We start from the raw sequence: 13018 nt of genomic DNA on the forward strand, positions 1-13018 counted from the left end.
AGCCTTGCTTTTATGAGCTTAGGGCTCTGTGCATCGCCGCAAAAGCTTTTCCTACTCGCTCATTGTAGTTAAGCATAATTCCCTTCAGTCGCCCCAGCTTGAAGCTTGTATCTACCGTTCGACCATATGATTGCGCGGCAGCTAAAGCATGTAATCCATGCTTGTTTTCAACGTCGCCGGAATGGGCTGTTATATAACCTTTGGCGCTACGTAATTTTTGAGCGTTTGCCTTCAGTGAGGGATCGATTGCAATCAATTTATCCTCTATGAACTGAGCGATGAAGTTGTATTCACGACCATTCCATAGCTCTGATGCGATAGCAACCATCATGGCATCCATGATTGAGTTTTTATGGTCGGCTGAGTTCAAGGCTGACTTATGCTGCGCTACGCCGGTATTGTATAAGAACTGGGAGAACTCGGTGCATTCTTTCAGTGTGTATTGGTCCCCAACCCAATCCGTCGCGCCAAAGGCTGTGGTCATATAACTATACATACCATCATGCCCTGGGTGGCCAAGTCCAAAATCATCTTTAGCCACTTCATGCATGTGCGCCATGACGTTGTGGTAGCTAATTCGTTGTTCGGCCGGTACCGATATCGCATCCGCTGATAGGCGCATGATGATTTTAGCTGAGACCAGGCTAGTTGTTTTATGGGTTTCATTCCAGCCATTGAAGAACTTAAGAACAGCAGAATCTACAGTTTGTTTTTTAAGGAAGATCCTGAAAGCACCCTCTGTGTGAAACTGAGCTTCTTGCGTGATTGGATGGCGAAGGACTTCGAGCAAAGCATTCTGTGTTTCGGGTATTTTCAGAAGTTGCGCTGATACGGGCTCTCTGCGGTGGTTTTCAAATATAATTCGCCCGGGAATTTTTAAACTTCGTATATGCTTCGGTAGCGCTTCAATAAAAGTTTCACCAAACTCCTGCATTGATGTTTTTTCAAAGGTTTCGAAAAAAAATTTCGGCGATGCTGAGCTCATAAAGTGTCTCTCTTCTTGATGAGTCGGTGGAATGGTTCCGATTTATAGCTTTTATGCGAAGTTAGAGTCCAAAACGTAAACGACTTGATCGCTTGTGACAAGTGACTTATAGTGAGTTTGTCGTTCACTTTTAGTGAGTAATGGAATGGAGCTCTCACAGCTGGCTATGTTCAAAGCGGTTGCCGATCAAGGTAGTATTGTTCGCGCTGCTGAACTGTTGCATTGTGTTCCATCAAATATAACGAACAGAATTAAAATATTGGAAAAAGAGTTAGGTGTTTCGTTGTTTGTAAGGAAGGGGCGTGGGCTGGTTATCAGTCCGTCTGGGAAGAGGTTTCTCAGTTACGCTAACAAGATCTTGTCTTTATGCCAAGAATCAAAAAGAGCTCTCGATCCTACCGCTGCGCCATCGGGGACCTTAAAGATCGGTGCCATAGAGTCGTCCGCTACAGGCAGGTTGCCCAAACTACTGTCAAAATACCACTGTCTTTATCCCTCTGTGCACATGCAGTTTAGTACTGGAGAGTGGTCGCAGTTATTAAAGGGTGTGGTCAGTCATGAATTGGACGGGGCGATTGTTGCTGTTGAAATTAAGCATGAAGATATTGAGTGTGCTGAAATTTACAAGGAAGAATTAGTACTGATAGCCTCTCCAGCTGCGGCAGTGATACGTGATCCGCAGGATCTTGGAGGCTTGGACATTTTCATGTGGCCTGAAGGATGCCCTTACAGAAAGTCGTTGGTGAATTGGTTGGATCTTCATAAGGTATCGAGTTCTATAATCAGTATAGCAAGTTATGGCACTATTCTTGGCTGCGTGAGTTCAGGGGCGGGAGTTTCGTTAGTTCCCAAGGGCGTCTTTGAACAGTTTAGACTGATCGGAGGCATCTGTGGGCATGTGTTTAGTGATTTGGTTCCCGTGCGGAATTATTTTATATGGAATAAGCATATTGAGTTTCATCGTGCAAAGGATAAGTTTTCAGAACTATTAAAGGAAGAGTTCAAAGACCTATAACGAGCTTTTTTCAGGGAGAAGTCCGTGCGGAAAATGTAGGGTCAGCTATCGCTGCCCTGGTCATCGGTGGCGAAATTGCCCTGATCGGCCTCTCTGACTGCGCGCTTGATTTGGGCTCTCAGCATTTTTTCCTGCTCTACGTATTCACGAAGAACGTCCATTGCCAGATAGCTCGCCGTTTGGCCGTTGGTTTGGCCAGTGCGGCAAGAGAGTTGGACAGATCTTTCGTCAGGTCTAGAAGTAGCCCAGTCATGGCAACCTTGATGGTGGACAATTTTTGGCCGCCTTACACCCTGGATTGCTGGGTCGAATCGACAGGTCGTCGTGAGAGATATATCTGGAAGTGATCCTGTGAGGCTGCTGTGAGAATTCAAAGGCGGAGTTACGGTCTGGCGCGCTGGCCGATGGCCTTGTGAACTTGCAGGAGACGATCCAGACTGTTGAAAGGCGTGTTTTTCAGCGCATGCCCCTCTAGCCGTTTGGAGTGATCAGAAAACAATGATAACTATCCAGGAACTCAACGAATTCACCAGCAACCCGGAATTGACTGGCAGCATCGCCCAGGTCTGGGAATTGATCGGCCAGCATTTCGAGCAGGCCCAGGCCAGCTTGCCGCCCGGGCAGGCGATGGAGCGTCGTGAGTTGTCGTTCCATGATCACGTACGCCTGCTGGGCTACCTGTCGCTTTTGGTGGCCGAGCTGCCGGGTGACGTGGTGGAAATCGGCGTGTGGAAGGGCAAGTCGTTGATGCTGATGAACGAGGTGTGCAATGGCGAGCGGCGTGTCATCGGTATTGACCCGTTTGAGTTGCCGAACCAGTTTGAGGAGTTCAGTCACTATCAGGCGTTGATGCTGCCTGATGCGGTGGTGATTCGCGGCTTCTCGGAACTCAGTGCCGAGCGTTTCTACAATCTGGCGCCCAGAGTTGCGCTGTTGCATATCGATGGCGGCCACACCATGCGCAACGTGTTGCTGGATTTCCTGCTGTATTCGCCGAGCGTGGTGCCGGGCGGTTTTATCGTGCTGGACGATTATCGCGACTTTAAACACTCGCCTGAGGTGGGGCCAGCGGTCGATCTGCTCAGGGCTACGGGGCTCTTCAAAGACTTCAACGTGCTGGGGAGCGTGCATGGTTTTGAGAACAGCTACGTGTTACAGCGGATGTAGGCGTTTTCCAAGTCGGCGCTCTGGATACAGCCTGTCCCAAGCAACATTTCATCATTCTCTGCAGTGTTGAGGTTTACGATTCTCTGCAAGAGAGGCCCAACGCCTCAGCCTGCAGAGAACCCAGGAAATGACCTCAAACCTCATCAAACTTTTGCTGATCAGCGGCACATTGCTATTGAGCGCCTGCTCCTCGGGCGGGAGCGTCAGCAGCGACCCATGCTTCTCGGGCGGATGCCAGGCGTTTGGCGACCATAGCCCGAGTAAAGCCGCCAAAATGAGTTTTGGCGGCAGCGGGCTGGGTAGCAGTTATGGAGAGTATGGTTCGGGGTTGTTGCATGATGATTGATGCGGCACTGGGCCAGCCAGTTTTGTGGTGACTGACCCATTGCTATCGGGAGCAAGCCCGAGCTGCGCAGGTTGGCGGGTTAGTGCCCGCCTTTCATGCGTCGGGCGATGAGGTAAAGGCCCAGGCCAAGCAGTGCTGTCGCGGCGCCGATGTAACCGGTGCTTGTCCAACCAAATCCGGCGGTAATCGCCATCCCGCCAAACCACGGGCCCAGCGCGTTCGCCAGGTTGAACGCCGCGTGGTTGGACGCGGCCGCCAGGCTCGGGGCTTCGTGGGCGATATCCATCAGGCGGATCTGCAACGGCGCCGCCAGCGACACCATGGTGCCGACCAGCCCCATGCTCAGCAGCACGCCCCACAGCGACGATGCCGCGAACGGAAAGAACAGCAGCACGGCTATCGACCACACCAATATCAGCCCCACAGCGCGAAATTGCATACGATCAAACAGTTTGCCGCCTGCGATGTTGCCGATGATCCCGCCGACACCAAACGCCGCGAGGCCAAAGGGAATCCACTGTGGCGACACTTTGGTCACTTCCAGCATGGTCGGCGCCAGGTAGCTGAATACGCAGAACATCCCGGCAAAGCCAATCGCGCCGATGGACAGGGCCATCCACACCTGGGGTTTGGTGAAGGCACGCATTTCCTTGCGCGGGTCGCTGCGTTCTTCGTCATGGCGGTGGGGGACGAATTGCCACACCAGCGCGATGGTGCATAGGGCGATCACGCTGACCAGGGCGAAGGCCGAGCGCCAGCCCAGGTGTTGGCCGAGAAAGGTGGCAATCGGGTTGCCCAGCAGCATGGCGAGGGTCAGGCCCATCATTACGCGGGCTACGGCGCCGGCGCGTTTATCCGAGGGCACCATGCTCGAGGCGACCACGGCGGCGATGCCGAAATAAGCACCATGGGGCAGGCCGCTGATGAAGCGGAAAGCCACCAGTGAACTGAAGCTCGGGGTGAAGGCGGTGGCGAGGTTGCCCAGGGCGTAGAGCGCCATCAATAGCAGCAGCATGTGTTTACGCAGCAGTTTGGCGCCGAGGATCGCCAGCAGCGGGGCGCCTACCATCACGCCCAGAGCGTAGGCGCTGATGGCGTGGCCAACCTGGGGCTCGCTCAGGTTGAGGTTTTGGGCGATGTCGGGCATTAGGCCCATGATGGCGAACTCGCCAGTGCCGATTGCGAAAGCGCCCACGGCCATGGCCGCTTCCATTTTGGCGGCACTGCGCGCGGGCAGCAGGTGCCCGGGTGTTTGCTGGATAGACATGGATGGCTCTGCTTGAATGGGTGCACGAAAGACAGTCGCCGATGCTACGCATGCGACCGTGAAGGTGTCTAGAACAGCCGCTTGTCCGAGAGTTCCAGGCCTGTGACTTCAGGTCGCGCCTGCCAGCCTTGACACCTGGGCAATAAAAGCCGCGATTTGATGCTGTCAATTGGCCAAACGACCCATAAACGCTGTTTGGCGTGATATTCTGCGCGCCGTTCTGGACAGGTCTCACCCTGGTCGTACATCCGTATACGTCCCGGCGGTGGGCTGTCGCCCAGATAGCTGAAGCCAATAATGATAAAAAGTCAGCGCAGAAGGGACAAAAGTGAGGTCGATACGTCGGCCTTGTGTGCCCACCCTACGGTCTGAAGATCTGAAGAGTCAGGGCGGTAGGGCGGATGGCGTTTTATCATAGGTGCTACTGATGTTTAAGAAAGTAAACACTGCCCTGCTGGGGCTGGCTTTGTCGATGGGGATCACGTCCGTTCACGCGGAAGAGGCAAAGAAAGTCGATGTGCTGCTGATCGGCGGCGGCATCATGAGTGCGACCCTGGGTGTGTGGCTCAACGAGCTGCAGCCGGACTGGTCGATGGAGATGGTCGAGCGCCTCGATGGCGTGGCCGAAGAAAGCTCCAACGGCTGGAACAACGCCGGCACCGGTCACTCGGCCCTGGCCGAGCTGAACTACACCCCGGAAGACAAGAACGGCAACGTTGAGATCCCGAAAGCGGTCGAGATCAACGAAGCGTTCCAGATCTCCCGTCAGTTCTGGTCCTGGCAGGTCCAGCAGGGCGTGCTGAAGAACCCGCGCTCGTTTATCAATTCCACTCCGCACATGAGCTTTGTGTGGGGCGATGACAACATCAAGTTCCTGAAAAAACGCTACGAAGCCCTGAAGGCGAGCCCGCTGTTTGCCGGCATGCAGTACTCCGAAGACCCGGCGCAGATCGCCAAGTGGGTTCCGCTGATGATGCAAGGGCGTGACCCGAGTCAGAAAATCGCGGCCACCTGGACTCCGATCGGCACCGACGTGAACTTTGGCGAGATCACCCGCCAGTTCGTTGCCCACCTGCAAACCACGCCGAAGTTCGACCTGAAACTGTCGAGCGAAGTGCAGGACATCACCAAGAACGCCGACGGCTCGTGGCGTGTGAGCTACAAAAACCTGAAAGACGGCACCAAGACCGAAACCGACGCCAAGTTCGTGTTCATCGGCGCGGGCGGCGGTGCACTGCACCTGCTGCAGAAGTCTGGCATACCTGAAGCCAAGGAATACGCAGGCTTCCCGGTTGGCGGCTCGTTCCTGGTGACCGATAACCCGGCCATCGCTGAACAGCACATGGCCAAGGCCTACGGTAAAGCTTCGGTTGGCGCACCGCCGATGTCGGTTCCGCACCTGGACACCCGCGTGCTGGACGGCAAGCGCGTGATCCTGTTTGGCCCATTCGCGACCTTCTCCACCAAGTTCCTGAAGGAAGGCTCGTACCTGGACCTGCTGACCAGCACCACCACCCACAACATCTGGCCAATGACCAAAGTCGGTATTCGTGAATACCCGCTGGTCGAGTACCTTGCCGGCCAACTGATGCTGTCGGACGACGACCGCTTCAAGGCGCTGCAGGAATACTTCCCGAACGCCAAGCAGTCCGACTGGCGCCTGTGGCAAGCCGGTCAGCGCGTGCAGATCATCAAGCGTGACGAAGAGCAGGGCGGCGTCCTGAAACTCGGCACCGAAGTGGTCAGCTCCGCCGACAACACCATCGCAGGCCTGTTGGGTGCATCGCCAGGCGCGTCCACCGCGGCTCCGATCATGCTGACCGTGCTGCAAAAAGTGTTCAAGGACAAGGTGGCCACTCCTGAGTGGCAGGCCAAACTGCACCAGATCGTACCGAGCTACGGCACCAAGCTGAACGACAGCCCTGAAGCGGTTGCCAAGGAATGGGCCTACACCGCCGGTGTCCTGCAACTGACGCCACCGCCAGCGATTCCGCAACTGGCGGCGCCAAAGGCCACCGAGGCTGCCAAGCCTGCGGCCGAGCCGAGCAAGCCAGCGTCTGACCTGGCGCTTTAAGCTGCTCAGCCACACGCACCGCTGAAGAAAAAGCCCGCTGAACCGGTGACGGTCAGCGGGCTTTTTTGTGGGTGACGTTCACACCTTGAAATGCCTGACCTGCTCATGCACGTGCAAGGCCAGTGCATTGCTGGTGTCGCACAGCAGGTAAAGATGCTGCAGTGCAAGGACGGGCAGGTCCGTCATCTGCATCAGCCCATCGCCCATGCGACTGGCCTCCATCAGGCCCACGGCCACGCCACTGCGTATACAGGCCTCGACCGCCGATGAATTGGGGCTTTCCAGCAGAAGTCGATGGTAAATTCCGTGGTCCTTCAGCGCCTGCAAGGCGGCCGCGCGATAAGGGCAGCCGGCGATGGGAACGGTCACGGGCAGCGGCGCGTTGGGCGGGCAATTGAAGTGCTGAGCGGCAACCCACAATGGCTGAACCTCGCCCAGGCGTTCACCCTGGGCCAGGGGCTGAGCGCTGACGGTGATCGCCAGGTCCAGCTGATTGGCCATGAACAGATTCAGCAGTTCGCCGCTGGTGCGAGCCTCGATCTCCAGTTCGAGCAAAGGGTTGTCGGCGATCAAGCGCGGCAGGAATGCCTGGATGAATGCGCTGGCATAGGTGTCCGGCACGCCAAGACGGATCTTGCCCTGCATGCGCTGTGGCATCAGCGAGATCAACAGGCGGTCATGGCTCTTGAGAAACTCGGTGGTGTCGCCCAGCAGTTTTGTGCCGTACAGCGTCAGTTCCACGCCCTGATTATTGCGACTGAACAGGCGTTGGCCCACCTGGTCCTCCAGCTTCTGAATCTGTGTGGTCACGGTTGAGGCACTGCGGTGCACATGTTCGGCCGCCTCGTTGAAGCGACGAAAACGGGCCACAGCGTGAAAGGTGCGCAACAGCTCGATGTTCAATTGTCTGGGCATAATTCGTCTTTTACGGATTAGTTGTGCGGTTAATTTCAATATACACAATCATTGGTTGCTCATAGCCTTGGCGTCAATGCACAGATGCTGGAGGCTATATGAAGTGCTCACCCTTGGGCCTGCTGTTGTTACAAGGCGCGTTTGTCCTGTCGTGGAGCTCAGGCTACATCGGCGCCAAGCTGGGCACGCAGGGCGGCGGGGCGTTCAACCTGCTGTTCTGGCGCTTCTTGTTGGTGTCGGTGTGCCTGGGGTTGTTTCTGAATGTCAGGTTGATGAGCGTTTCCTGGGCGCAGATTCGCCATTACGCGGTGATCGGTTTCCTTTCCCAGTTTGCTTACCTGAGCTGCCTCTACGTGGCGATCCAGAATGGCTTGCCCCCCGGCATTGCGGCCATCATCGCCGCGCTGCAGCCGCTGATGACGGCGGCGCTGTCCACTGGCAGCGCTGTCGAGCGCAGTGGCGGCTGGCAGTGGCTTGGGCTGTTGATCAGTTTTGTCGGCGTGGCGATCGTGATCGCCGGGCAGTACGGCCAGAGTGGGCAAGGCGTTGGCCTGGTCATGTATCTGTTGCCATTGGCGGCGGCACTGGGGCTGACACTGGCCACACTCTATGAGCGCCGCTCGCTGCAAAAAAACGACGCGGGCCTGGTGTTGCCGCTGTTTATCCAATCGCTGCTGACCTTGATCGGTTTCACTGGCGCGGTGCTCTACACAGACACCCTGAGCATTCCCCGCGACCCGAATGTGCTGATTTCGATTGTCTGGCTGACCGTGTTCTCCACCTTTGTCGCTTACCTGAGCTTGTGGATGCTGTTGCGTGTGATGACCGCAACCCGGGTAGCGGCGCTGGTCTATCTGGAACCACCGGTGACGCTGGTGTGGGCGGCATTGATGTTCGGCGACGTGATCCATGGGGCGACCTATGCGGGTATGGCCGTGGTCGTCGCGGGTTTACTGCTGGTGCGTGTGAAACGACCGGCAGTCGCATGCACCTCGTAAGGCGCGCGGGTTCAGCAAGCTGACAGACACATCCTGTTAAAAAATACCCAGGGCCATGCAGGAGCGTGGTTGCAGCAAAGGGGGATTTTTACCATTGCAGGGTGCAAGCGCCCGAGGGTTTCGTATGTTGTTACGTTATGCGGCATTGGCGGCAGTGGTCGTCGCGGCGTCTGGATGTGTGCAGGAGCGCGTGGTGCATGAGCGTGTTCCGATGCAGCGGGACTACGTTGAAGTGGTCGCGCCACAACCGCCGCCGGTGCAGGTGATCGAGGTCGAGCCGGCGCCACGTTATGGCTATGTATGGTCGCGCGGTTACTGGCGTTGGGCGGGCGGGCGGTATGTCGCGGTGCACGGCCATTGGGAGCCGGTTCGCGAGGGTTATCGCTATGTGCATCCCCATTGGGTGCAGCACAGCGATGGTTTCCATTGGCAAGTGGGTGGCTGGGTACGCTGAGCCTGGTTAAATCGGCTTTTGGGTGCCCAGGAGCCGAATCTCTCGCAGCAAAGCCGCACCGAGTTGATCGGTGCCCAATTCCCGATACCCCACCGCCTTGACCTCGCCGTTTTCCTCCGCCTGGATGATGATCACCGGTGTTTCCTTGCCCGATGCTTCGTCCACATGCATCGCGTACTGCGGAATTTTCAGCTCTATCGGCGTACCTGCCGCCTTGCCCTTCACGTTGATCAGGAACGCCGCGCACCCACTGTCCACATCCTCACTGGTGGCCGGGCGGCCGCTGACGAAGCAGCTCTGCGGCAGGTCGGGCCAAGCGATGGCATCACCCAAGGCGAGTGCAGGCAGTAGGGTCATGGCTGTGAGCAAAAATGTGCGCACGTTCGGTGTTCTCTTGATCAAAAGGGCAGTCGATTTTTACCAAAGCTTTGCCGTCAGCCGCAACGCCGTGGCTCAGCCCAGTCGTTTCATGCCCGTCGTTTTGGCGGCGTCGAGGTCGAAGGTGGCGGTGTATTCGCAGCCGGCTGCGTGGGCGCAACGCTCGATCAGGCAGTCCGCGAAGTCGGCCTTGCTGGCGATGAACTTGCGCAGTGCCTTCCATACGATATCGGCGTGTTCGATGGTCAGTTCACGGGTGTGCAGCAGGGTTTCCAGCACCAGCACCACGTCAGCCTTGGCCGATTGGTAGCAGGACTGCAGGACCCACACCAATTCGACGATGGACACCACGCTGACAAAACCCGGCGACGCAGCAGTCAGCGATTCGATCAGGTGCGATGCCCTGGCCGATTGAACCGCATCGTCCTGGGTGACGTAGCGCACCAGCACATTGGTATCCAGACCGATCATCGCGCTTTTGCTCCCCGGTCCGCGATGGCCTGGTTCATGTCCTCGATGGACACCGCTCTGGCAGGCTTGCGGATCAATCCCTTGAGGTCCTTGACGGTTTTGCTCGCGGCAATCATGGAAAACTTGCCGTCCTCCAGTTCGACGAATTCCACCCGGTCGCCCGTTTCCAGGCCCAGAGCCGTCCTGACCTGGACAGGAATGGTGATTTGCCCTTTCGACGTAAGTGTGGCGGTTGCCATGGTTAATACCTCCAACATAATGCTCCTTACCCTAGGGTAAGGAGTGTTGAAGGACAAGACCCGTTGGTCCATAGAATGCTCGCAAAAGTGAGTTGGAATAGGAAAACCCTAGTCCGAACGCACGATCCTCACACGCTCGCCCATGCACCAAAGCGCTACAAACTATGACCAACCGCCCCCCCGGGATTTATTGCACCACGCGATAACACGGCACATAGGCTGCGCCGCCCGGCAGTTTCATCCGGTGCTGGGCCACGAATGCCTTCAACAGCTCATCCAGCGGTTTCATGATCGCCGGGTCGCCATGAATTTCGTAAGGACCGTTTTCCTCGATCAGGCGAATGCCCTTGTCCTTCACGTTGCCCGCCACGATCCCCGAGAACGCACGACGCAGGTTGGCCGCCAACTCATGGGGAGCCAGCGCATGGCTCAACTGCAGGCTGGCCATGTTTTCGTGGGTGGGATCGAACGGACGCTGGAACCCCTCGTCAATCTTGAGCAGCCAGTTGAAGTGAAATGCATCGTTGCGCTCGCGACGGAACTGCTTCACCGCCTTGAGGCCGGCGGTCATCTGGCGCGCCACTTCGGCCGGATCGTCGATGATGATCTGGTAGTGCTGTTGCGCCGCTTCACCCAGGGTGGCGCCGACGAACGCATGCAGTTGTTCCAGATAAGGCGCCGCGTGTTTGGGCCCGGTCAGTACTACCGGGAACGGCACGTCACGGTTGTCCGGGTGCATCAGAATGCCCAGCAGGTACAGGAACTCTTCGGCCGTGCCCGCGCCGCCCGGGAAGATGATGATGCCGTGGCCCACGCGGACGAAGGCTTCCAGGCGCTTTTCGATGTCCGGCAGGATCACCAGTTCGTTGACGATGGGGTTGGGTGCCTCGGCGGCGATGATGCCAGGCTCCGTCAAGCCCAGGTAGCGCCCGCCGGTGATGCGTTGTTTGGCGTGGGAAATGGTCGCGCCCTTCATCGGCCCTTTCATTACGCCGGGGCCGCAGCCGGTGCATACGTCGAGGCTGCGCAGGCCCAGTTCGTGGCCGACTTTCTTGGTGTATTTGTATTCTTCGGTGTTGATCGAGTGCCCGCCCCAGCACACCACGATTTTCGGCTCGACGCCCGGGCGCAGCGTACGGGCGTTGCGCAGCAGGTGGAACACGTAGTCGGTGATGCCTTGGGAGTCGCTCAGGTCGATGCGCTGGCTGTCGAGTTCGTTCTCGGTGTAGACGATGTCGCGCAAGGCGCTGAACAGCATCTCGCGGGTGCTGGCGATCATTTCGCCGTCGACGAATGCATCCGCAGGCGCGTTCAACAATTCGAGGCGCACGCCGCGGTCCTGCTGATGGATACGCACTTCAAAGTCTTTGTACGCGTCAAGAATGGTCTTGGCGTTGTCGATGTGCGCGCCGGTGTTGAGGATGGCCAGGGCGCACTGGCGGAACAGGGTGTAGATGCTGCCGGTTCCGGCGGCGCTCAGTTGCTGGACTTCACGTTGGGAGAGGGTTTCGAGGCTGCCCTTGGGGCTGACGGAGGCGTTGATGACGTGACGTTGGGGCATTCTGATTCCTTGAAAGCACAGCCACCGCATCCTGTGCGAAGCGATGGCTTGAGAAGGGTGGGCGCCGTTGACGGCGCGCGAGCCGAATATTTACCTCAGGCGCAAGGCCAAGCGCAAATACCGTCCGCCCCCATCATGCCGCAGAACCTACTGAATCAGCTTCCAGTTTTTGTAGAAAACCCGACGCAGGGTAAAGACGAGGCCGGCAAAACCGGCGATCACGGCGTTAAGCACCGAAGGCAGCAAGGTCGGTCGCACAATGTCGATAAACAGGCAGTAACGCTTTGCGTCGTTCTTGTTGAAGGAGGCGTGCATCAGCGTGTCATCGAAAATGAACAGTGGGTCGTCGTGCCAATAGTGTTTGTGTTTGCCGACCTGGATGTACACGCCTTCGTGGTGCGGTGCCGGCGCCATGTTGTAGAGCACGCGAAACATCATGCGCAGCGGGCCGAAGTGAAACGAGGTGGAGCGGTTTTCGTTGAACACCGATACGCCGATGGTTTTCACGAACGGCAGCTTCTTGCGCAGTTGCGGAATATCCAGCGTGGTTTCGATCGGGCGGCCGTACCACTGGAAAAACAGCATGCCGCGCTTTTTCTCGGCCATGCGCGTATCCAGGTAGCCGATGATTTCATCCTTGTGGGCCATGGCGTCGTCGATCACCTGTTGCAGGTCATCGCGCCACGCCGGCGGCAGGTCATGCATCGTATAAACATGGCGATTGCGGCGGCTCAGCAGGTCGAGCAGGGTGTTGAACGGTGCCAGCACCCAGGTGTTGCGTCCGTTTCCGATGAAATATTTCTTGATGGTGTCGCGGTCGTACAGGCCGTTGCGCAGGAAGTCATACACACCGCACACCAGCACCAGCCCAAGGAACACCGCCGAGGTCAGCGGGAACAGACCAATGATCAGCAGCACGCCTGCCACCCAGGCGAGCGACACGGCTCTTTTACGTAAAACGGACTTGCTCATCAAACTCAGCTCCAGCTGGACGCCATTCGACAGGTCCGGATCCCTGGCTGCGAGTGGTGGATTTTGAAACATATTGAAACAATCCGTTCATGATAAAGGCGTTCTACCGATTACGGGCGTTTTAAATAGAGGGGAATTGTGAAGATCCCGTTCAGGATTTAACCCTAGCCGTACTT

General features: G+C 57.1%; 14 protein-coding genes and 1 pseudogene. 6 read left to right on the plus strand and 9 right to left on the minus strand.

The window, feature by feature from the left end; genetic code table 11:
- Positions 1 to 10 precede the first annotated feature (10 nt).
- Complete coding sequence (locus TU75_RS12935; protein ID WP_060549155.1) at positions 11 to 985, minus strand: hypothetical protein; 975 nt, start codon at positions 983 to 985, stop codon at positions 11 to 13.
- A gap of 145 nt (positions 986 to 1130) precedes the next feature.
- Here TU75_RS12935 and TU75_RS12940 point away from each other — a divergent pair, with 145 nt between their 5' ends.
- Complete coding sequence (locus TU75_RS12940; protein WP_060549156.1) at positions 1131 to 2000, plus strand: LysR family transcriptional regulator; 870 nt, start codon at positions 1131 to 1133, stop codon at positions 1998 to 2000.
- Positions 2001 to 2041: 41 nt separating this feature from the next.
- On the opposite strand, the pseudogene TU75_RS28055 reads toward TU75_RS12940, so the two are convergent.
- Positions 2042 to 2253 (minus strand): annotated as a pseudogene (locus TU75_RS28055) (CopG family ribbon-helix-helix protein).
- Between the two features lie 245 nt (positions 2254 to 2498).
- On the opposite strand from TU75_RS28055, the gene TU75_RS12950 reads away from it, so the two are divergent.
- On the plus strand, positions 2499 to 3167 hold the full coding sequence (locus TU75_RS12950) for a class I SAM-dependent methyltransferase (protein WP_060549157.1): 669 nt from the start codon (positions 2499 to 2501) through the stop codon (positions 3165 to 3167).
- 127 nt (positions 3168 to 3294) lie between these two features.
- On the plus strand, positions 3295 to 3513 hold the full coding sequence (locus TU75_RS26540; protein WP_015371540.1) for a hypothetical protein: 219 nt from the start codon (positions 3295 to 3297) through the stop codon (positions 3511 to 3513).
- 79 nt (positions 3514 to 3592) lie between these two features.
- On the opposite strand, the gene TU75_RS12955 is transcribed toward TU75_RS26540, so the two are convergent.
- The gene (locus TU75_RS12955; protein WP_003235282.1) at positions 3593 to 4780 is read right to left on the minus strand and encodes an MFS transporter; all 1188 of its coding nucleotides are present in this window, start codon (positions 4778 to 4780) and stop codon (positions 3593 to 3595) included.
- 427 nt (positions 4781 to 5207) lie between these two features.
- On the opposite strand from TU75_RS12955, the gene mqo reads away from it, so the two are divergent.
- Positions 5208 to 6854, plus strand: coding sequence for a malate dehydrogenase (quinone) (gene mqo / locus TU75_RS12960; RefSeq protein WP_003235284.1), 1647 nt, complete (start codon positions 5208 to 5210; stop codon positions 6852 to 6854).
- 78 nt (positions 6855 to 6932) lie between these two features.
- Here mqo and TU75_RS12965 read toward each other — a convergent pair whose 3' ends face one another.
- Complete coding sequence (locus tag TU75_RS12965) at positions 6933 to 7769, minus strand: LysR family transcriptional regulator (RefSeq protein ID WP_060549158.1); 837 nt, start codon at positions 7767 to 7769, stop codon at positions 6933 to 6935.
- Positions 7770 to 7867: 98 nt separating this feature from the next.
- Between TU75_RS12965 and TU75_RS12970 the strand changes: the two genes are divergently transcribed.
- Both TU75_RS12970 and TU75_RS12975 read left to right on the plus strand, forming a co-directional pair.
- On the plus strand, positions 7868 to 8767 hold the full coding sequence (locus tag TU75_RS12970) for a DMT family transporter (RefSeq protein WP_060549159.1): 900 nt from the start codon (positions 7868 to 7870) through the stop codon (positions 8765 to 8767).
- A 124-nt stretch (positions 8768 to 8891) separates the two neighbouring features.
- On the plus strand, positions 8892 to 9221 hold the full coding sequence (locus TU75_RS12975) for a YXWGXW repeat-containing protein (protein WP_049818518.1): 330 nt from the start codon (positions 8892 to 8894) through the stop codon (positions 9219 to 9221).
- 6 nt (positions 9222 to 9227) lie between these two features.
- Here the strand turns inward: TU75_RS12975 and TU75_RS12980 are convergent, their stop codons facing one another.
- The 5 genes from TU75_RS12980 to TU75_RS13000 all read right to left on the minus strand — a co-directional run bounded on the left by TU75_RS12980 (position 9228) and on the right by TU75_RS13000 (position 12842).
- Positions 9228 to 9578 carry a hypothetical protein gene (locus TU75_RS12980; protein WP_231982014.1) on the minus strand — a complete coding sequence of 117 codons (351 nt, stop codon included), beginning with the start codon at positions 9576 to 9578 and terminating at the stop codon, positions 9228 to 9230.
- A 96-nt stretch (positions 9579 to 9674) separates the two neighbouring features.
- Positions 9675 to 10070, minus strand: coding sequence for a type II toxin-antitoxin system VapC family toxin (locus TU75_RS12985; RefSeq protein ID WP_003235293.1), 396 nt, complete (start codon positions 10068 to 10070; stop codon positions 9675 to 9677).
- Positions 10067 to 10381 (minus strand): AbrB/MazE/SpoVT family DNA-binding domain-containing protein, encoded by a 315-nt coding sequence (locus tag TU75_RS12990; protein ID WP_173664747.1) that lies wholly within the window; start codon positions 10379 to 10381, stop codon positions 10067 to 10069. The genes TU75_RS12985 and TU75_RS12990 overlap by 4 nt, the downstream gene beginning before the upstream one ends.
- A gap of 115 nt (positions 10382 to 10496) precedes the next feature.
- Positions 10497 to 11870, minus strand: a complete 1374-nt coding sequence (ppnN, locus tag TU75_RS12995) for a nucleotide 5'-monophosphate nucleosidase PpnN (protein ID WP_003235297.1) — start codon at positions 11868 to 11870, stop codon at positions 10497 to 10499.
- Between the two features lie 147 nt (positions 11871 to 12017).
- Positions 12018 to 12842, minus strand: a complete 825-nt coding sequence (locus tag TU75_RS13000; RefSeq protein ID WP_060549161.1) for an aspartyl/asparaginyl beta-hydroxylase domain-containing protein — start codon at positions 12840 to 12842, stop codon at positions 12018 to 12020.
- Between the last annotated feature and the right edge of the window lie 176 nt (positions 12843 to 13018).

Origin of the sequence: Pseudomonas poae, assembly GCF_001439785.1 — a bacterium.
GTDB lineage: Bacteria > Pseudomonadota > Gammaproteobacteria > Pseudomonadales > Pseudomonadaceae > Aquipseudomonas > Aquipseudomonas poae.